13 protein-coding genes are annotated in these 21,126 nt (G+C 66.4%); 3 read left to right on the top strand and 10 right to left on the bottom strand.

What is annotated here, in order from left to right; genetic code table 11:
- Positions 1–127: 127 nt before the first annotated feature.
- The 4 genes from AB0L63_RS04460 to AB0L63_RS04475 all read right to left on the bottom strand — a co-directional run bounded on the left by AB0L63_RS04460 (position 128) and on the right by AB0L63_RS04475 (position 5,533).
- On the bottom strand, positions 128–802 hold the full coding sequence (locus tag AB0L63_RS04460; RefSeq protein ID WP_364495619.1) for a PhzF family phenazine biosynthesis protein: 675 nt from the start codon (positions 800–802) through the stop codon (positions 128–130).
- A 142-nt stretch (positions 803–944) separates the two neighbouring features.
- On the bottom strand, positions 945–4,223 hold the full coding sequence (locus tag AB0L63_RS04465) for a DUF4132 domain-containing protein (RefSeq protein ID WP_364494485.1): 3,279 nt from the start codon (positions 4,221–4,223) through the stop codon (positions 945–947).
- Between the two features lie 133 nt (positions 4,224–4,356).
- Complete coding sequence (locus AB0L63_RS04470) at positions 4,357–4,896, bottom strand: carboxymuconolactone decarboxylase family protein (RefSeq protein ID WP_364494487.1); 540 nt, start codon at positions 4,894–4,896, stop codon at positions 4,357–4,359.
- Positions 4,897–4,945: 49 nt separating this feature from the next.
- Positions 4,946–5,533 (bottom strand): peroxiredoxin, encoded by a 588-nt coding sequence (locus AB0L63_RS04475; protein ID WP_364494490.1) that lies wholly within the window; start codon positions 5,531–5,533, stop codon positions 4,946–4,948.
- A gap of 114 nt (positions 5,534–5,647) precedes the next feature.
- On the opposite strand from AB0L63_RS04475, the gene AB0L63_RS04480 reads away from it, so the two are divergent.
- Positions 5,648–6,562 carry a hydrogen peroxide-inducible genes activator gene (locus AB0L63_RS04480; protein WP_364494493.1) on the top strand — a complete coding sequence of 305 codons (915 nt, stop codon included), beginning with the start codon at positions 5,648–5,650 and terminating at the stop codon, positions 6,560–6,562.
- Positions 6,563–6,572: 10 nt separating this feature from the next.
- On the opposite strand, the gene AB0L63_RS04485 is transcribed toward AB0L63_RS04480, so the two are convergent.
- The gene (locus tag AB0L63_RS04485; protein WP_364494496.1) at positions 6,573–7,007 is read right to left on the bottom strand and encodes a MarR family transcriptional regulator; all 435 of its coding nucleotides are present in this window, start codon (positions 7,005–7,007) and stop codon (positions 6,573–6,575) included.
- 85 nt (positions 7,008–7,092) lie between these two features.
- Here AB0L63_RS04485 and AB0L63_RS04490 point away from each other — a divergent pair, with 85 nt between their 5' ends.
- Positions 7,093–7,938, top strand: a complete 846-nt coding sequence (locus AB0L63_RS04490) for an NAD(P)H-binding protein (RefSeq protein WP_364494499.1) — start codon at positions 7,093–7,095, stop codon at positions 7,936–7,938.
- 388 nt (positions 7,939–8,326) lie between these two features.
- The gene (locus tag AB0L63_RS04495) at positions 8,327–8,788 is read left to right on the top strand and encodes a gamma-glutamylcyclotransferase family protein (RefSeq protein WP_364494502.1); all 462 of its coding nucleotides are present in this window, start codon (positions 8,327–8,329) and stop codon (positions 8,786–8,788) included.
- Positions 8,789–8,821: 33 nt separating this feature from the next.
- On the opposite strand, the gene AB0L63_RS04500 is transcribed toward AB0L63_RS04495, so the two are convergent.
- From AB0L63_RS04500 to speD, 5 genes are all read right to left on the bottom strand, one after another.
- Positions 8,822–11,272, bottom strand: a complete 2,451-nt coding sequence (locus AB0L63_RS04500) for a hypothetical protein (protein WP_364494505.1) — start codon at positions 11,270–11,272, stop codon at positions 8,822–8,824.
- Positions 11,273–11,275: 3 nt separating this feature from the next.
- Complete coding sequence (locus AB0L63_RS04505) at positions 11,276–15,253, bottom strand: DUF5682 family protein (RefSeq protein WP_364494508.1); 3,978 nt, start codon at positions 15,251–15,253, stop codon at positions 11,276–11,278.
- Between the two features lie 6 nt (positions 15,254–15,259).
- Complete coding sequence (locus AB0L63_RS04510) at positions 15,260–16,342, bottom strand: AAA family ATPase (protein WP_364494511.1); 1,083 nt, start codon at positions 16,340–16,342, stop codon at positions 15,260–15,262.
- Between the two features lie 78 nt (positions 16,343–16,420).
- A complete protein-coding gene (locus AB0L63_RS04515; RefSeq protein ID WP_364494514.1) occupies positions 16,421–19,786 on the bottom strand; it encodes a DUF4132 domain-containing protein in 3,366 nt (1,121 codons plus the stop codon).
- Positions 19,787–19,917: 131 nt separating this feature from the next.
- Positions 19,918–21,120 (bottom strand): adenosylmethionine decarboxylase, encoded by a 1,203-nt coding sequence (speD, locus tag AB0L63_RS04520; protein WP_364494516.1) that lies wholly within the window; start codon positions 21,118–21,120, stop codon positions 19,918–19,920.
- Between the last annotated feature and the right edge of the window lie 6 nt (positions 21,121–21,126).

A 21,126-nucleotide genomic window follows, 5' to 3' on the forward strand; every position in this document is an offset into this window, starting at 1 on the left:
CCATGCGCGGCAGCATCGTCCACCCGCGGCAGGCAGAGATAGCCGACCTCCGAGCCGTGTCCCACATCGATCCTGGTCAGCGGCAAGACGTTCCGTGCGAGCGGACCTACCGCCGGACAATCGCGGCCTACAGGTCGATGATCGAGTCGGCGACGACGCGGCCGCCGAGTCGGACCCAACCGTCGGAGTCCCATTCGGTGAACAGCTGGGAGCCCTTGCCCTGGGTGATGATCAGGCCGCGGCGTAGTAGCGCGGTGAGGGCGACGGCGGCGGCGCCGGTGGCTTCGTCCTCGGCGACGCCCATGTCGGGGGCGAACATACGGGAGCGCAGGGCGCCGCGCTGCTCGTCGGTCCAGGTCCAGAGGTAGTGCGAACCACTGTCGAAATCGTCGGGGCGCAGATTCGCCAGCTCGTCGAGATCGTTGAGCTGATGGAAGGTGAATTCCGGGGCCCATTCGCCGCGTGCTGTGATCCAGACGAGCCCGTCGGTGAGTTCGACGGCGACCGGACCAGCCGACACCTGCAGAATCCGCACCGGCTGGCCCTGCTCGGCGAACCACCACGCGGTACCCACCGACGGATGCCCGGCGAAGGGCAACTCAACCGCGGGGGTGTAGATCCTTACCTTGGCGACCTCGTCGACGGGGTCCTCGACAACGACGGTCTCGCTGTACCCGGCCTTCGCCGCCAGCGCCTGGCGATCGACCTCGGCGACGTCGGCGGCGCGAGCGATGCCGAGCTCGTTGCCGCCGTGCCCGGCCGGGTCCGTGAAAACACGCACGACCTCGACCCGCGTACCCATGGCCGCTGGTTCACTCTGTGTGCCCATGGTCGTGAGCCTAACGGCCGAGAAATGGTTGGTGCACCGCCGCAGGATTGCCGTCTGGGATGAATTGCCGTGCGACGTGCCGATTTGCCTGCGCCGTCCGCTCACGAAGTGCATGTCAATGCGGGCCGCGGAGCCACGCGAGATCCCGCAGGATCTCCGACACGGTGACCGGGCTGAGGTCGGCGAAGGTGGAGGAAGCGCGGCCGGCGAGCGCGGCGTACCTGAGTTCGTGCACGGGAGCGACCGGTTCGAACGGCTCCATGCCCGGATCGATTCCGATGCTGAAAATCAGGTCGTTCGTGAGCCGTTTGCCGAAGGTGTCGATGCGACCGCCGTTGCCGCGTTCGGGCGGATTCCAGCCGCGGTTGGTCAAGCCGTGGATGCGGCCGAGGGGGACAGTGGCATTCGCGGCAATCGGCACCATGGAACTGGCGAGCAGCTCCGGATCCGGATGGTGCACCTCTCGACCGATCTGTGGAAATGGTTGCAGGAGTTCGTAATCGGCGAGCACATCGGCCCATGCCGCGGTCAGCTCGGTGCCGAGGTGGAGCGGATGGACGATGCCGATGACGGCGTTCTCGGCGATGTCGAGTGCGGCGTCGTCGGCATCGGCGAAGGTGTTGTCCTCGGCGATGCGGAACGAGTCGAGCACCTGGTCGTCGCGATAGGTCGCCCAGATCAGGCGGCGAGTCACGTTGATGCGCACCGGATGTGCGATGAACAGGGTGCACAGTTCATCGAGGGTGAAGCGGCGTTCGGTGACCATGGCGCGTTCGAGTCGCCGGATCTGGTCGGCGGCGAACTTCTTGACGGACTTGCGGATCGAGCGATATGCCGCCGTCGCCGCGGCGGCCAGGTCATCGTCGTCGCGAACCCCGGCCTTGGGCAGGGCCTTGTAGCGGGTGCCGTCGGCACCGGTGATGGTGGGGCGCAGCTGTTCATCGAAGCCGAGTACGAAGTGGCGTGGCCCGAAGTCGAGCAGCGCCGTGCCGTCGGGGCGCAGGCCCAGATCCGGAACCAGACGGTCGGCGAGCTGATCCTCGGTCAACCCCATTTCCTCGGCGAGTTCGGTGACTCGAAGCTGTGCCGCTGACCGAACCACGGCGTTTCGCCCCTGCTCACTCATCTTGATCAGTGCCGACAAGGCGTAATCCGAGCCGATGGCGGCGAGGACGTCCAGCGCGTTGTCCTTACCGGTGTCCCAGGTGATCTTCGGTAGCAACTTCGCGACCGTGTCGTCATTCCCGAAGGCTGCCAATGCTTCCCAGACCCAGGTGTCCTTCGAGCGCGCACCCCCATTGGTCCACTGCTCGAAGATCGCACCTGTCGCGGCGGCCAGAGTTGACGTGTCGCAATGCGCACGAATTCGCGCCAGCGCGCCATGCGGTTCGCCCGGCTCGGACAACATCATGAAGATGATCAGATTGGCGATGGCGTCGTGCGGCAGTGGTCGCTCGCTCGTCAGCATGATCGGTGGCAGTGCCAGAATCGATAACCATTGCGGGAGAACCGGAATCCGCGTCGGCACGATGTCGGCCGGATCGGCTTCGAGCATCTCACGCACCGCGACGGTCGCGCCATAGGCGTCCGCTGCGGTCATGATCGCATCGGTGTGCCCGAGGCTTACGAGGGTGCGCAATGCCGCGCCGTAGGTGCGTCTTGTCTTGCGCGCCTTGCCGATAGCACCCGGAATCAACGCGGTGGCGGCATAGGCGGGATGACGGCGCAGCCAGTCCAAGGCGATCCTGCGGCGTGAGCGCAGCCTGAGCCACTCTACGACAAGCGCTGCGGCGGCGGGACTTTCGAAGGGTGTGATCGCTGCGGCGAGCTCACGGGGGTCCTGCGTGACCGCACCGATGACAAGGTCGTGGGCCGCGGCACCATGCGCGGCCGTGACCGCCATCAAGCCGTGGATGTCCCAGAGCAACCAGCCGGTGTGTTCGGCTCGCAGGATCGGTTCCGCGATGGCGAGATCCGCCCGAGCCAGCGCCTGCAGTGCCCAGTCGCCGAGGTCGCGGGGATTGGACGCGGCATCTTTCAGACGTCTGTGCAGCTCGTCTTCGGTGAGTGTGTCGCGCGAGTCGAGCCAATGCTCGCGTTCGCCGTCGCGCCACGAAACCTGAATGGTGGATGGCACTTCGAGGCTGGCGGCGGCAGTCGGCTTGGGGTGCGGGCGATTCCAGGGCGGATCGCGCAGGATCGCCGGTACCAGTTCGTCCGGGGTGGTGTCCATCGGCAGGCCGGGCAGACTTTCGGTGATCAACTGCCGAGCGGATTCGGGCAGTTCATCGCGCATGGCGACGGCGAGTTCGGGATGACGGCGGACGTGCTGGCAGAACTCGGCGGTGTTTTCTTGCCGGGTGGTCCGTTCACCGAGCACCCGCATGGCGCGGGTCGGAAACCGTTCGGTCGAGGCCAGCAGGGCCGCCGCGGTCGAATTGCGCCATGAACGCCTGGCCAGGAAGTCCATGGCGTCGTCGGCGGGGAGGTGGGCGAGGATGCGCGACAGGGTCTCCGCGCCCGGCGCGGAACTGTTGCCCTGACCAGCCTCCCACAGTCGAGTGAGGACCGAAGCAGCGTCGGGGCCGAGATGTGCCGTGACACTGTAGATCAGCGATGTGTTGTCGCGCAGCAGATGCCAATGCCAGCTGAGCAGATCGAGGATGCGGTGTGCGTGCGCCGAATCGGTCACCGAGGCGAGCAGGAATATCGATCCGAAGCCGTCGGTGAGCTTCGGATCGGCGAGATCGGTTGTCACCCAGTCCTGTTCGGTGGGGAAAAGGTACGAGGTGAGCAACCGGATCGAGAGCGGGCCGCGGCGCAGCTGGTGTGCCTGGTCCTTGGCATCGGCGTAGTCCATCTCCCCGGCGGCGGCCAGCAGGGTGCGCAATCGCCGGACCAGGGTGGCGGGCGGATCATAAGGACGTGACACCACCACGCGATTCGATTGCCCGCCCTGGGTATCCGATGCCTCCGCGCGGATACCGGTGAGTGCTGCTACGGTCGCCACGGCACAGCCGAGACCGTGGGTGGCAACCAGATAATCGGCCAGATCCGCGTGGTTGTCGTAGTAGCGGCCGAGGGCCTTGGCATCCCACAGCTGCGCATCCATCCCGATCGCGGCGCACACCGCCGCGCCGAGCGGGTCGGCGTGGCGATCGGCCAGGTACTGCGCACCCCGTTCGGCGAGCACCCGGTGCGAGGCGGAATGACTCAGGATGGCGCGGATCGCATCCGTGGACTGCGCCAATTTGTCGGAGATCGTTTGTGCCGCAGCCGCGTTCACGGCAACCTTGCGCGCGGGCCACCGCCCGCGGAACGGATCGGTTTTCGACCACCAGGCGGCGGGTACCACCCAGGCATTCTCATCGGTCGGCGGCGTGCGGACAGCCATCGGCCTGCTCCCTTGTTCACGAGGTGCGTATCGCGAACAGGCTAGCGAGCCGCTCCGACATGTGCCGGTCGGCGCGGAAACGACAACGGCCCCGTCCATCCGGACGGAGCCGTTGTGCGCTTCTTGCGAGATATCAGACCGCGGCGGTGGTCAGCGTCTCCGTGGATTGCACGGCCTGACCGACGCCGGCCACGATCGCGGCGGCGCGCAGCGATTCGAAGATCACCTCACGCGAGACACCCGCCTCACGCAGTGTCTTCTCGTGCGCCTCCAGGCAGTGCGCGCAGCCATTGATCGAGGAGACCGCGAACGACCACAGCTCGAAATCAGCCTTGTCGACACCCGGGTTGCCGATGATGTTCATCCGCAGACCGGCACGCAGATCGTCGTAGCGGCCTTCCAGAAACGCCTTGCCCCGGTAGAACACATTGTTCATGCCCATGATCGAGGCCGCGCCGAGTGCGGCGTTGTAGGCCTCCGCCGACAAATTGTCCGCGGCTTCCTCGGCGATTTCACGCAGCGTCGTCGCCGACCGGGTCGCGGCCGCCGACGCGAGCAGCGTGCCCCACAGTTGCTGTTCGTTCAATACGGTGGTGCGCGCGATGGACGACAGATTGAGCTTGAGGTCCTTTGCGTACTCGGGAAGGGAGTTCTTCAGGGTCTCGATGCTCATTCGGCGAATCCTCTTCTTGCGCAGGGGGTTTCAGGTGTTCGGATAGTGCTCAGACGCTCGCGGCGAGCAGTTCGCCCGCGTTGATGGTCGGGTCGCCCTTCTTCCAGTTGCAGGCGCACAGCTCATCGGACTGCAGTGCGTCGAGCACACGCAGCACCTCGTCGACATTGCGGCCCACCGAACCCGCGGTCACCGAGACGAACTGGATCTCGTTGTTCGGGTCGATGATGAAGGTGGCACGGTCGGCGACGCCGTCGGCGTTGAGAACACCAGTGGCGGAGGCCAATTCGCGCTTGAGGTCGCTCAGCATCGGGAACGGGAGGGTCTTGAGATCCTCATGCTGGGCGCGCCACTGGAAGTGCACGAACTCGTTGTCGACCGAGGCGCCGAGCACCTGCGCATCGCGGTCCTCGAACTCGTCGTTGAGCTTGCCGAAGGCGGCGATTTCGGTCGGGCACACGAAGGTGAAGTCCTTGGGCCAGAAGAAGACGATGCGCCACTTACCGGCGTGGTCGTCGGAGGTGATCTGGGTGAAGTAATCGTCAGGCTGCTGAGCGTTGACCTTCGACAGGTCACCGCCGATCACCGCGGTGAGGTTGTATGCCGGGAACTGGTCGCCGATGGTCAGCAAAGCCATGCTTGTCTCCTCGTCAGTCGGTTTGCTAGAGCGCGTGGATCGAAAAGCTCACCAGTGATCATGCCCAAAGTCCGGCGAAAGGTAAAGGTGATCAGTCGCACTACACTGATAGGCATGACTGATCAGACTTATCAGCCGACCCTGTCGCAGCTGCGTGCGTTCGTGGCAGTCGCGGAGTACCGCCACTTCGGCACCGCGGCCGCGCGGCTCAGTGTGAGCCAGCCCACGTTATCGCAGGCACTTGCCGCATTGGAACAGGGGCTGGGACTGCAGCTGATCGAGCGCAGCACTCGGCGCGTGCTCGTTACCGCCGCGGGTATGCGGCTGCTGCCGCAGGCGACGGCGACCCTAGAGGCGGCCGATCGATTCGTCGCCTCGGCGACCGGTGACAGCCTGGGTGGCACCCTGCGGATCGGCATCATTCCGACGGTTGCCCCGTATGTGCTGCCGGGTCTGCTGCCCGAATTGCGCAAAGCATTGCCTGCCTTGAAGCCTCAGGTGATCGAGGACCAAACCGCTCGGCTGCTGGAGGGGTTACGCACCGGCGTCCTGGACGTGGCACTGGTCGCGCTACCGACCGAGGTGCCGGGGCTGGTCGAGATCTCGTTGTACGCCGAGGAATTCGTGCTGGTGACCCCGCGCGGGCACGAGCTGGCCGGTCGCACCGATATCGCACCCGCCACCCTGGACGCGCTGCCACTGCTGCTGCTCGACGAGGGCCACTGCCTGCGTGATCAGACCCTGGAACTCTGCCGCTCCGCCGACGCCCATCCGGGCGCGGTCGGTGATACCCGCGCCGCGTCGCTGGCGACCGTGGTCCAGTGCGTCGCTGGCGGTCTCGGGGTCACGTTGATTCCGGAGATGGCGGTGGCGTCCGAAACCGCGCGCGGCACCTTGGAAACCGCGCATTTCGCCGCACCCGCACCGGGGCGCACCCTCGGTCTGGCGTTTCGCGCGTCGACGGCGCGTGTGGACGATTACGAAAGACTGGCGGAGATCATTCGGTCGCGGCGGCCCGCGGTGGATTGAGTCCGTGGGATCAGGGTGTGGCCTCGCCGAGGAGTTGGGTCGCGGTGCGATGGATCTTGCGCAGGGCACTCATGAGGTGACGGCGTTCGGTGGGGGTGAGATCGGCGGTCACCTTGTCCTCCAGGGCCTGTCGCTGTGTCTCGACCGGCTGTTGCAGGGCGCGGCCCCTATCGGTGAGCCAGAGGCGGACCAAGCGGTTGTCGTGTTCGTCGCGACGGCGCTCCAATAAATCCGTGCCGGCCATGCGGGTGGCCATTTTGACGACGGTCGGGGTCGTGACATTCAGTGCGGCGGCGACCTCACCCGGGGTGCGCCCGTCCTGCTCCCACAGCAATGCCAGGACATGATTCTGGCCCAGATGCAGTCCATGCGTCCGCATTTCGCGGTCCGCGAGTTCGCGCAGCACCTTCGAACTGCGGCCGTGTAGGTCGAGGAACTCGGGCACTTGTCGGACTCCCTGGCGATTGACGGATGGATCATTAGCCGTCTAACGTTCTAATTCGTTAGACGGCTAATGATATGGAGATCTGATGATACTGGTCACCGGTGGCACCGGAAATATCGGTCGGGAACTCGTCGGCGAACTCGCTGCCGGAGGTGCGGAATTCCGTCTTCTCGTGCGTGATCCGGCCCGTGTCGCGGATTCGGGCCGGGGTGAGTTGATCGTCGGCGATTTGGCGGATCCGACAACCCTGACGCCCGCATTCGATGGTGCCGACACGCTGTTCTTGCTGGTGCCCGGCGTCGGCCTGCAGCACACCGTCGATGCGGTGCACGCGGCGCACGCGGCCGGAGTGCGGCATATCGTGCAGTTGTCGTCGTTCAATGCGATGGGTGATCCGGTACCAGCCATGGGGCGTTGGCATCGCGAGCGCGAGCGAGTCGTCGCCGAATCCGGCATACCGGCGACCGTGTTGCGGCCCGGCGGATTCATGACGAACGCGCTCGCGTGGGCGCGCACGATTCGCTCCGGCGGCACGGTCCTCGACCCCACCGGCCCCGGTCGCTACGCCCCGATCGATCCTGCCGATATCGCCGCGGTGGCGGCGGAGGTGCTCACCGGCGACGGTCACCACGGCATGACCTATACCCTCACGGGCGCGCAAACCTGCACTGTCGCAGAACAAGTCGCGACCATCGCCCATGCTATCGGCCGCACCATCGACGTGCGCGCGGCGGCCACCCCGCAGGAGGCGTTGGAATCCCGCTACCCCGGCGGTGCGCCACCGGCGTTGGCGGCGGCGATCATCGAAGGGTTCGAGTTGATGCGAGCCGATACGGTGGGGTTCCGGACCGACACCGTGTGTGAGCTGCTCGGTAGAAATCCGCGCACGTTCGCCGAGTGGTGCGAGCGCAACGTCGCCGCGTTCGTCTGACGATTTCGATACCGGAGTTGGTCCAAGTGATGGCGGCTCCGGGCAGGCTCGTACCGAGTTGGCGTAGCTCGCGGGCACGGGCGGCGAGTTGATCCTGTCGACGACCTCGGCTCGCAGCCGATCCGCCTGTAGGTGGCGGTCAAGTGCGTTCGTGCACTCGGCCAGGGGGACCGAAACGATGGTGACGGCAATCCCCGCCGCCGAGCATGCGCCGGATCAAGGGCGCCTTGCTGTAGGGGCTTGCTGGTGGTCGCGGCCCGGCGGTCGTATCGGCTCCCGTGGCACGGCACGCGTTCTGATGCGGATTTCCCGGTAGCAGGGCGTAGGTGTCGGGATTGTCTGTGCTTATCGGGCGTAATCTCCGCTGGTGGGCAGTTGGAAAGGGGGCGTGGTGGACGAGTCGGGTGCCATGGTGTCGACCGAGCCGGGCCGGCGGGGCGGTCGCTCGATTGTGGACGGTGATCGGCTGTTCGTCTACGGGACGTTGCAGTTTCCGGAGGTATTGGTCGAGTTGATCGGGCGGTGTCCGGATTCAGTGGCGGCGGAGCTGACCGGGTGGCGGGTGGCGGTGCTGCCGGGGCGGGTGTATCCGGGGCTCGTGCCCGCCGCGGGCGGGGTCGCCCGGGGTGTGGTGCTATCGGGGCTCGATGCGGGGGAGTGGGCGGTGCTGGATGCGTTCGAGGATGACGAGTACGAATTGCGGCGGGTCCGGCCGGGTGCCGCGCCTTCGGCGTGGACGTATGTGTGGACTTCCGTTGTCACACAGGATGATTGGTATGCCGGGCGGTTTGTCGCCGAGCATCTGGGCGCATTCGTGGCTCACTGCGTCGAATGGCGAAGGCTGCTCTGATACGGGCTTGGTCACGGGGTGGATCCGCCATAGTCAGAGCTGCTCGGCGGTGACGAGGAGGCGGAGGTGGGTGTCGGACCAGAGGTTTAGGGTGGTATCTGTCGAGGTGGGGGTGGATAGGGCGGTGCGGAGTGTGTCGAGGGTGGCGGCTGCGTTGGTGAAACCGTGGCGGCGGATAGTCCCCGCGGCATCGGTGGCGCGATCGAACCAGCTCGGTGGTAGGTGGCGGATGCCGCGGTGGGCTACCTCGGCGGTAAGGGCGAGTGCGGTGGTGATGGTTGCGGTGAGCGGGTCGTCTATGGCTGCTGATCCGTTGGGTGGTGCCAGGGTTCCGGTGGGCGCGAAGCTCGGAACGATGACGCGTTGGCCCGCGACGACAGCGGTGGGAGTGATGGTGAGGTGACCCGCATGGCGCTCGAGGATCCCGGCGACATAGCGGACCGGACCCACTGCGCCGGAAAGGGACTCGGTGAGCGCGTCGATGGCACCTGCTGTCGTACTGGAATGCATGCAGATCGCGGTGGCGGTGCCGACCGGTCCGCGTAGTTGGGCGACCAGGCGTTGTTCGCCGGGGAGGTAGCGGATGTCCTCGACAGCATCGACTATGAGGGCGCGCACCGATTCGCCGCGGACGCGGGGACGGATGGGTGCTGGTGGGAGCGCGGCAATGCGCGCGGACTCCGCGTCGAGATCGCCGATCAAGAGCTCCGGTGGCAGTGTCTCCCACGCACCTGACGAGGGCATGACCGAGGTGCGGGCGACGCGGCTGTTGGCAAGGCGCACCGCACGATTTGCGGACCGGACGGCGCTTTCGGTGACCACATTGCCCGCCGCGATATCGGCGATGCGGGCCGGGCCACTGCGACGCGCGCCGAGCGCGGCGCCCTCGGGTGGCTCGGCATCTGCGGAAACGGTAATCGACTGGTGCAGTGTCAGCACGATGCGCGCCTCCGGATGCGCGAGATACAGCTCGACACCGCGGGTTTCGGCATCGCCGTCGACTCGCGCACCCAGACCGGTCAGTCGCAGATGCCGCAGCGGGGTTTCGGCCGGTTCCTCGGTTCCGAGCACCGGAACCCAGTCTTGCCTGCAGGCACGTTGTCGCGCAACGAGTTCCGCGATGAGTGCCGCCGTTCGGACCGGGTCGTGCCGCGCACTGCGATCCCGATGGGCGGCGAGTTGGTCGAGCAGATCGTCGAGCGCGTCATGCGGCCACCGCGCACCCGCGCGGTCGAGGTCGCGGCGTGCGTTGGCGAAAATGGCGGGTAGTCCGGGCCCGGCATGAGCCACACCATCGGCGAGCAGGTCGGCTAGCGGTGCCAGAATCTGCCGGACGGCCGATACCGCCGCAGCGCCATCCGCGGCATCACCTACCGTCACCGTGACCGATTCGGCGGATTGATTCAGCGCATTGGCCACCTGAAATGCCCACACCGCCAACGCGATAGCGTCCGGGCGTGCACCACGCGCGGCATCGGCCCGCGCATACCCGAGATCGCCGGGAACCAGAAACCGTACTGTCACCGCGGCGAGCTCGACCGAAGGCACTGGATCCTGGGCCGTCGCGCGCCGTACGGTAGCCCGATACCCGGTCCGCCGTGCACGACGAGCCGCCGTGAACGCGCGCTTGCCCAGCAACTCGTTCAGTTGGTCGTCAGTGAAATCACCAGGCGTCCAACCTGTATGCGAAGTGTGACTGTTGATCGTGCTGGTATGAGGATGCGGGTCGCCGGTCGGTATGTCGGATGGCATCAACTCGGGTGATTCCCAGTCGGCTATATGCGGGTGCCGTGCTGGGACATCGACCGAATTTTGTACTGGTTGATCGCCGGCGACACCGACGAAGTCCGTTTCCGGCTCCGCTGCCTCGCCGGAGACTGCCGATGCCGACTCGGTCAGCTGAGAGTCGGTGCTCGGAGATCTGCCGGTGTCGTCGGAGTGCGGTAGGTCGCCGGTCGTATCGCGGCCATCGGCGAGTGCTGGAGATCGATGCCCGAGGCGGTTGGAACTCGCGTCGCCAGTTCGCGGCTGTTCGTCAGTGTTCGACGACAGGTTGCCCGCGTGTGGCTCACCAGACCGAGAGCCGGTCTCCGGGGAGCAGGCGTCTGTGGGATCCGGCGCCGTGGCGTCGGTCGGTGTCGAATTCGGTTCGGCTATTTCGGAGTTGGGCGCGTCTGGCGTCGTGACTATGGTTCGTGTGCGTGCGGGGGCCGCAGTCCGAGTGTCGCGGTAGGCCAGGACGGTCATTACCCGGTGGCGGCAGAGCGTAGGTGCGCCGCAGGAGCAGGGCGCGGCGTCGACGGTGACACCTGGAGGCAGGGTGGTGTGAGTGCCGTCGGGAAAGTCGGCCTCGATGGTGGTGTCCGGATTTTCGGTGAGTTGTGGTGGGGTGGCGGCGTTTTCCTTGATCGCGCGTTTGACTATGCCGCGGTTGGCGAGGGCGATGAGGGAGTCGTCGGTGAGGGCGAGGAGGTCGGCACGCATCGGCTATCCGATCGTCTCGGCGATGAAGGTGGCGAGTTCACCGGGTGTCATCGCGCCGACATGGACGCCGACGTCGGCGAGTCGTTGCCCCATATCGCGGTCGAAGGCTGGATCGGCCTGTTCGTCGAGGGCGGCGAGTCCGAGCACGATGGTGCCATCGGCGACCAGGGCGGCCGCGGTGCGGATCAACCAGGCCGGGTCACCACCCTCATAGAAGTCGCTGATCACGGCGATGATGCTGCGGCGCGGATGTTCAACAAGTTGGGCGGCGTAGGCGACGGCGCGGGCGATATTGGTGCCGCCGCCGAGTTGTACGCGCATCAGCAGCTCGACCGGATCGTCGACGTCGGCAGTGAGATCGACGACCGCGGTATCGAAGGCGATCAGATGGGTTTTGATGCCGGGCAGACCCCACAGACACGCTGCGGTGACGGCGGAGTGGATGACCGAGCCGGCCATGGAACCGGACTGATCGACCAGCAGGATGACCTGCCAGGTATCCATATGCCGTCGGGAACGGGCCCGGAAATGCGCGGTCTCGACATAGAGCTTGCGTTCTTGCGGTCGGTAGTGCGCGAGGTTGGTGCGCACTGTCTTCGGGAAGTCGAAGTCGGCGGCGCGCGGTAGGCGGCTCGGCCGACGTGAGCGGGTTCCGGTGAAACTGGTACGGATCTCGGTCGCCAATTTCGCCATGAGCTCGCGCACCACCCGCTCCACAATGCGCCGCGCCATCCGCAGCACGGCGGGATTCATCAGATGCTTGGTGCGCAAGACCGCACCGAGCAGCTCGGCATTCGGCTCGAGCCGTTCCAGCACACCAGGATCGGTAATCACCTCGTGTAATCCGAAACGCTGCACCGCATCCCGTTCGAGCCGCTCGATCGTAGTCTTCGGGAACAGCCGATGAATATCGTCGAGCCAGTCCACCGCGTTGACCAGCGATGGACCGCCCCCGCCGGTCCGTCGAACATCGCGTCGATCCATATCGTCGTCACGCTCGTACAGCCAGTCGAGCGCGGCATCCTGTGCCGCACCCTGGCCGCTCAGAGCGCTCGCGGCCGCCCCTGCGGATCCGAGGATGAGCCGCCATCGTTCGAGCACCGGATCGATGGCTGCCACACCGGAACTCGCTGCACTGCTACCGGATTCGGGCGGCCTCGTCCCTGACGTGGTTCCCTGGTCGAGCCGAATGCGCGAGCTCGCACGGTCGACGCCCGTAGCGCGATGACCGGTCGCGGTGTCCGAATGATCTGCGGTGCATGCCGATTCGGTTGTTTGCTGGTCGCTCTGCCGCCCGGGGCCAGATCGGCGATCGGCCATGCGGGGCGTGGTGTTGCTCGCGATCTCAACCGATGCGGACGACACACCTGCCGTCATCGCCGCTCGCGGCACGATGGGGTGGGAACCGTCGTCGGTAGCGGGATGTTCGCCCGTTGCCTCGACATGTGGCTGGAGGCTTTCGCGCGCCGAATCCTGTTCCGGCGGCCCGACATGCAGGCGGTCGCTGTGTGGGATGCGCGTGTCGCCCGCATCGGGGACACCGTCGAGAGCTCGGCTCACCGAGGCGGGCGTGTTGGCCGCGATAGCGATCAGTCCGTGATCGCTGAGCAGCTCGTCTACCCGAAGTTCGACGGCCTGTGCACGAGCGACCAGGGCGGGGTCGGCGGGGAGGCGGAGTAGAGCGGCGGCGGAGCCGGTGACCCCGCGGAGTTCGAGTAGGCGGTTGGCAATGGCCGCGCGTTCACGGGGCGGGAACCAGGCGAAGGCGAGGCGCAGGGCGGGTAGAGCGGCGAGGAAGTCGGGCGTGGTGAAGCGGGCGATGAGGTCGTCGAGGACCGCGATGAGCGAGGACGCCTGGCTGCCTTGGGCAGCAGCGGGATCCACGAGAACCTGCTCCCGGGCGAGGGCGAAGAGACCGGCGAGGAAGTCGCCGAGCACGATGGGCGCCGCGGCCAGCCGGACGGCTCGGGCGAGGTCGGTCGTCGTGCGCTCGGGTTCGAGCACCGCGACTATGCCGACGGCGGCGCCCCGCAGTGCCGGGGGTCGATCGGCGGCGGCGCATCGACCGAAGACGCCGGTGAGATCGATTCGTTCGACACCTATGGTGGATTCGGCGTGCAGCGCGACATCGCGGACGGCGATGAGCGCGTGCAAGAGGCCGTCGTCGGCGGGTCCGGGCCCGCCGCGAATTCCTTCCACCAGCCAGAGCAGGCGGATGACGACGGCGTCCATGAGCACCCCGAGGGTGGGCGAGGCGCTGGTGCCGAAAATCCTGTCGTGCCGCCACAATCCGAGAGCGACCGCCAGCAATCTGCCGAGAGCTGTTGTGTCGCTGCTTGATCCGATCAGGGTGCGGATGGTCCCGACAATGTCGTCGGCCAGTTCCGACAATCCGCAGAGGGTGGCGTCGAACAGAATGGCCGCCAAGGCGGCCGGGTCGGCGCCACTGTCGGTGAAACGGTCGCCGAGCCGGGCGGCGGCGGCCTCGGCGCAGCTCGCACCGAGCGCGCCCGCTTCGATCAGTGCGGGGAGTCGCAGTTCAGTGCTCGAAATCCGCCACATTTCGGTGAGCTCCGGTGCGCGGTCGGCGGCCGGACCGCTGTTGCGCTCGAATCCCGGAATCTCGAGCACCCGCAGCCGATGCAGGACGCGGCTCGCATCGAGTCCGGCGGCGGTGGTCAGATCGCCAGTGAATCGACCGGATTCCGGAATGCCACAGCGTAGGAGTTCCCGCTCGGCGTCGGCGACCAATGGCGGATGCGGGGTCAGCTCGTGCAGGCGGCCGACGGTGTCACCCGCGAGCGCCGCCACCATCTCCACCACCACGGGATCGGTACCGGGCCGCAACTGCCCGCGCCCGGTCCACGGCAACGGCCGATCCAGTGCCTCGGTGATCAGCGCACCCGCCAACCCGTCCAGGACGTCGGTGCGCGCGGGTGCGATATGCCCGCGCAACCGACTGAGCCCGAGTGTGAGGGCTCGGGCCCCGATCAGATCGGCGGTCGACACGGCTTGTCCGCGCCCACGCAACCGCGCAACCACAGCCTCGGTGATGCCGTCGGCGGCGACGGATGCGCCATCGTGCCACAGCCTGTGGTAATACGCGGGCGATGGCATCCCCGACTGATAGCCGGTGAAGGCATCGAGCCGGCGGAAGGCGTATGGCACCAGATAACTGCCGCCGACACTCTCGTCGGGGAAGCGTGGAATCTCCGGCCAATCGGTCTCGGCTGTGGGTTCGGTTTCTTGGGTCCGCGATTCCGCGGTCACTGGGCTGGCCGTCAACGGGACGAATGAGTCGCCGAGTGCCGTAATCCGCCGAACGAGTGCGGGTCGGTGAAACCCTCCAGTGACCACGACAACTGGAGCCGGAGCGGCACCTACGCGCTGCGCTTGCCAGGTGACATCGGCCAATGCCGCACGAATCCACCGCGACATGTAATCCTCGCGCGCGTGGTCGCTGTCTGCGGCCGCATCCTCGCCGCGTACCAGGTCGAAGTAGGTGTCGATTCGGGTGGGCAGTGTTGCTTCGTCGCCGACTTCGAAGAGGTGGTCCCACAGGGTGTCGACATTGTCGACGCCGAATTCCGCGCACAGGCGGGAGATGGCTCGGTCGTAGCGGCGTTCGGCATCGGCATAGCGGTTTTCGGTGTCCGCCAAGGCCGGATGCCAGGCGGGTAGGTCGATGAATCGGACCTGTGCGCCGATGGCACGGCCTTCGGTCAGGGCGACCCATTCGGGGGAGTAGTCGCACAGCGGCGCCCACGACAGATGGCGGGTAGCGGAGTCGCAATAGCTGGTGAAGATCGCGATCGGCAGATCGTGTCCGAGCAGCAGTTCATCCAAGCGGCCGTTCATATCGGCGGGGCCCTCGATGAGGACATGCGCGGGCCGCAGGGCGCGAATGGTATCGCGCACCAAACGCGCGCAGGCGGGGCTGTGGTGGCGCACGCCGAGGAAGGTGACCGGACCGGTTGGCACGGTCGATCAGCCCGGCAACTGGAATCGGGCGTCGTGCAACGCCTTCCACGCCCGACCGGATTTGCGCGGCACCTGCTGTTCCAGATACCGCCGCAGCCGCGCGAGATCGTCCGGATTGTCCTTGGCGGCCGTGCCCGCGAGGCATTCGACGATATCGGCGGCATTGCCCGGTTCGCCGCGCAGATACCAGCCCCGCAAGCCGACCGCATGCGCCACCGAGACGGCCTCGGCGGTGCTCATCACCGCCGACATCCGATCCAGGGAATCGCCGGCATCGGTAGCGCCGGAGCGCAGTTCACGGAAGGTGGTGACCAGCACCTCCAGCACGTCACGCGGTGGCGCCTCGGGCACGCCCGAACGGGTCAGCAGCGCCGTCGCCTCGGATTCGACCAGTGCCAGCTCGGTGCGTAGGTCCGGAATCGGGAAGACGGTCTCGAAGTTGAAGCGGCGCTTGAGCGCGGCACTCATATCGTTGACGCCGCGGTCGCGGGTATTGGCGGTGGCGATCACGTTGAATCCGTCCACCGCGTAGACCATTTCGCTCAGCTCCGGCACCGCGAGCACCCGGTCCGACAGCAGTGAAAGGATCGAATCCTGGACCTCCAGTGGACACCGGGTCAGCTCCTCGAACCGCACGATCTTACCCTCGCGTATGCCGCGCAGCATCGGTGCCGGCACGATCGAGCGGTGCGACGGCCCCTCGGAGACCAGCAGGGCATAGTTCCACCCGTACCGGATCTGGTCCTCGGTGGTCGCCGCGCCGCCCTGGATGGTAAGTGTCGAATCGCCCGAGATTGCGGCCGAGAGTAGTTCGGACAGTAGCGATTTCGCGGTGCCGGGCTCGCCGGTCAAGAGCAGCCCGCGCGTGGTGGCCAGGCTGACCAGCGCCCGATCGATGAGCGAGGCGTCACCGACGAATTTGCGCTCGATACCGAGCGCCGGATCACCGACGATGAACCGCTTGGCGGCATCGATGGACAGCGCCCACCCGGGTGGCCGCGGTGCGGTATCGCCCGCACGCAGCCGCGCCAAATCCTCGGCCCAGCGCAGTTCGGCCGGCGGTCGCTGCAGATTCTCGGTCGTCGTCACAGTTGTCCTGCCTTCAGCCGAGCGATATCGCGCAGTATTTCAGACGCGGTCAGCGCATCGGTCGAATCGAGGACTGCCTCAGCGGCCATTGGTCAGGATCTCCAACTCGCGCAACAGTTCCGATGCGACGATCGCATCGAGCTCGCCGAAGGTGTGCTCGGCGGCGGTGGGCTGCCAGCGGGTGTACGCCCCGCTCACCAGCTTGACCTCGGTGATCTTCTGTTCATCGAATTCCATGGCATATCCGGCCGCGATACCCGGATCCAGTTCGACGATCACCGTCAGATCCGTGCCGACGGTCCGCAACATCGCGCCCTGGATACCGGCGTCCTGCGGGGTATCCCGCTCCCATCCGTATTTGGTCAGGCCGAGGACCTTGCCGGTGGGCAGGGTGTGCCGATGGAATCGGGGCAGGAAAACTCCGGCGCGTTCTTCCTCGGTGAGTGCGTGAGCCTCGCGTTGGAGCTGTGGAAACGGTTGCAGGATTTCGTAATCGGCGAAGACCTCACCCCATGCGCCGAGCGTATCGGCGAGATGCAGCGGATGGGCAATGCCGACCAGTACGTCATCGGCGAGGATAACAGCATCGTCGTGGGCGTCGGCGCGGGTGCGATCCTCGGCAATGCGGAAAGAGCCTGTGACGGTACCGGTTTCATCGAAGGTGGCCCACACCAGTCGTCGGCTCAGATGCCACAGGAGTGGATGCTCGACGAACAGGCGCTGCTGCGTATCGGCCGTCCAGCGCCGACCGGTGACCATTGCCCGCTCGAAGCGCCGAATCTGATCGGCGGCCCCGGTACGCACCTCTTTCTTCAAGGCGCCGAACGCTTTATAGGCTGCCATCGAGAGTTCTGGATCATCCTTCACGCCGGGCTTCGGCAACGATTTGCGGCGGGTGGTGGCGCGCCACTGCCCACCGTCGTCGCGTGCGGCGTCGAAAACGGTGGGTGCGAGGTGTTCGTCGAAGCCGATGACGAATCCGCGTGGGCCGTAGTCCAGGACCATGGTCCCGTTCGCATCGAGGCCGAAGGTCGGCACCAACCGGTCGGCGAGCTCGTCCGGTGTCAGACCGAGTTCGGCGGCAACTTCGGCGACTTTCTCCCGCGCCTTGGTCTTCAGACCCTTGAACTTCACCTTGTCCGCGATGCCCGCCAGCTGCGTGAGCGCCGCATCACTGCCGATGGCCGTAAGCACATCCAATGCGGAAACGGCTCTGGCGTGGGCGGATTCGCCCGGCCAGAGGCGAATGAGAGCGCCGAGCCGCCGCACGGTTTCGTCGTCGCCGAACAGGCCGAGTGCGCGCAGCACCCAAGCTTGCTTGGGCGGATACCCCGCGAGCTTCCACGCCTCGAACAGTTCCAACGTGAACGCCGCCAGCGATGCGGGTTCGGCGATCGCGGCGACCTGCTCGACACCGGCATAGTCACCGCTCGGACCCGGCATCGCCAACATGGTGCACAGGTTGGTAACGGCGGCGTCCGAAAGCGCGAGTCCGTTGTCCCGCAACAAGATCGGCGGCAGCGCGGCGGGGACCAGCCAGGACGGGGCGGCGGGGATCTTCTTCGGCAGCAACATGAGAGGGTCGGTATCGATGATCGCGGTGATCGCGGCACCGACCTCGGCGCCGAGTGCATTGGCGGCCGCGAGGATGGCGGCGCGGTGGCCCCGGCCGGTGAGTATGCGCAGTGCCGATTCGGCCGCCGTTCGGTCCCGGCCCGGTGTGGCCAGTGCGTCTCCGATCAGATCCGTTGCGGCCGTGCCGATATGGCGGTCGAACCAGGCTCGTGCGGTGACCGAGGTGAGTTTTCCGCCGAGCCATTTCGTCATCAACCGGGTGATTTCCGTGCCGGTGATCGGCGGTATCACCGCGGTGAGGGTCGGACGATTCTCCCGCGCACTGGCTAGGACCCAGTCGAGCGCCTCGGTGCCGAATCTGGCCAGAATGCGACGCATTCCATCCTCGGCGTCCCACAGATGGGCCGGTTTCGCGGTGGGCAGGTACTTCCGGACGAGGTCCGGCGGTGCGGCGGCGAAGATAGGGACAACCGACCACTGTCGCTGCTCGACTGCATCGGCGATCCGGTCCGCCCAGTCGGTGCCGAAGTACGCCGGCACTGCGACGCGGATCGCCGCCCACTCGTCCTGTTCGCCGGGGGCCCAATCCAGCCCGATCGGTCGTGGCTGGGCAATGGCGGTCAACACCACGGGACGTGGGCTTTCATAGGAACGCTCCCAGGGAGGATTCCTGAGCAGTTCGGGCAGCTGATCCTCGGTACATGTCGGCTGGTGCTCGGATGCTGCCCCGAATTCGACCGCCAGCTCCGGATGCGTCGTCGCATGGGTCCGCAGGAGATACCGCGTGCTGGACGACCGCGCGGACGCCGCGAGCAGTCGCATCGCCCGTCGCGGAAACCGCTGCACCGCAGCGAAAACCGCGTCCGCCGCACCCGGGCGGTCGAGATGACGGAGCAGAAGCTCGAATGCTTGATCGGTGGGTAACTGGGCCAATACCTCGGCCAGCACCTCGACGTAATCCTTGGGCAGGTCCTTTTGGTTCAGGGCACGGCCGACCAGCGCGGCGCAGTCGGGCCCGATATGTGCGAGGGCGCTGCGAAGGGCGCGACTCCGCCCAGCGTCGTAGCTGTGCGGGTTGGGAGAGAACGGGCTCTCGTTCAAGCGCTCGGTAAGCAGGTCCAGCTGGGCGATATCCGTGGCGCAGGTCATGAGCAGCGGGAACGGCCCGCGACTGTCCACCGGTTCATCGGCAGCGAGTTCGCTGTCGAGCCAATCCTGTTGGGTGGGAATCAGATAGGTCGCCGCGATGCGCGCCGAGCGCGGACCCGACGCTCGCACTTCGGACAGCCTGGCGATGACGCCGCGGTATTCGGCATCCGACAGCACCGCGAGGTGCGCCCGGACCCGAGCCAGCACCTGGTACGCCCCACGATCACCGTTCGAATCCGATGGCAGACGCATCGGCAGCCGGTGACGCTGTCCCGAATAGCTGTAACCCAGCCCGGCGAACCGCACCGCGGTCTCCGCGGCGAAGCCCGCACCATAGCGCGCGATCCAGCCATCGGCGATCCGGGTGTTCCACTCGTCCCAGCGCCAATCCTCGGACATGGCCCAACTGGCCAGCGCGACCGCCGCCACCCCGAGCGGCGTGTGACCGTCCGGCTGGTCGAGAATTGTCATTGCCGCGTGTGCAAGCTCGGCATCCGATTGAAAAGTATTGTGGGACAACAACCGTCGAATAGATTCGGTGTTCTCCGCCAGCAGCGCCACCCATTGTGCTGCCGCATCCTCGGTCACACCCGGCGCCCGGACGGGCCCCAACCCTCGGAACGGCAGTGCCTCCGTCCACCATTCGGCGGGCACCGCCCACCGATCCTCATCGGCATGCGCAGTCTGGATCATCAATCCCTCGGTCTCTTGGAACGTCATCGACACCGAATGTAGCGGCCCCCTCCGACAAGTCCGGAAAACCGAGTCCGGTCGCGCGCACCCGGCCGAACGCAGAGTCGCACCGGCTCGAGGGAAAATCCCTTGGGAGCCGGCGCGATTCGTGAGTGCTGCTAAACGCGCAGTGCGTGCGGTTCGATCGCGCCGCGCACCAGCGCGCGCGCGTCGATCGTGTCGGCGCGGTAGGGCAGCGTGCCCAGCCGATCGGTCATCGCCTGCACCGGGTCATCGATTCGCTCGTTCAACCCGAACAGGAATGTCCACTCGTGCTCATCACTGCCGTACTGCACCACGGTGTCGAACTGGTCGTGGAAGCGCTTCCATGAGCGCTTCAACGTCTCGTTGCGCCACATCGTCGCGCATCCGGCCTGTGCGCTGAGCACGCCGCCGGGTGCGAGCAGTGCCTGACATCGCGACAGGAACTCCGACTCGTAGAGCCGGTTGTGCTGCGCGTCCTCGACCCGCTCGTCGGGCAGATCGATGACGATCACGTCGTAGCGGGTACCCGCCTCGGACGCGTTGGCCAGGAAGTCCCAGCCGTCGGCGTAGTGCACCTTGACCGGGCCTTCGCCCTTCACCGCGGCGGCCAGCTCGTCGCTGGTGTAACCGTAGGGCAGGTGCTCAGCGCACAACTCGACCTCGCGCTGGTCGATATCGACGTGATCCACCAGCGTCGCGCCCGCGGCGACCGACATCTGGCTGGCCACACCCTCACCCGAGCCGATGATCAGGACCTTGTCCAGCTTCGCGGCCAGCGCGAAGGCAGGGACCATCATCGCCTCGTGATAGGTCAGCTGGGAGAACTCCGTCGACTGGCGATCGTCGTCGGAGAACAGGCTGATGCCCTGTTCGGTGCGCGCGATCACCATGTGCTGGTACGGAGTACGGGTGTCGACGATGACCTCGTGCAGATCCCAGATGCGGGTCAGGCCATTGCCGACCGGCTCCTCGATCCGTGTCGAGCCGTGCCCGCGCTGGATGATCTGTACGCGAGCATCTTTGGGAGACAACTTATCGCGCAGTAGCTCGACGGCCTTCGACGCGCCGGCGCCGATACTTCCGCAGGTGAAGACGTCGACAAAGATGTCGCCGGACTCCGGATAAGTGTGAATCGAGGCGTGGGACTCCGACAACAGCGCGAGGACGGTCACCCCCTGCGGATCGAACTTCTTGTGTACGACATCGCAGATGGTGACGCCCGCCGCGATCAGAGACTCACGCAACGCCGATTCGAGTCGTTCGAGATCGTCGCAGAGATCTGCATCGACACCACCGAACTCGGCCAGCACATGCCAGCCGGTGAATTCCGCCGTCATGGGCAA

Source organism: Nocardia sp. NPDC051990 (assembly GCF_040680755.1).
Taxonomy (GTDB): domain Bacteria; phylum Actinomycetota; class Actinomycetes; order Mycobacteriales; family Mycobacteriaceae; genus Nocardia.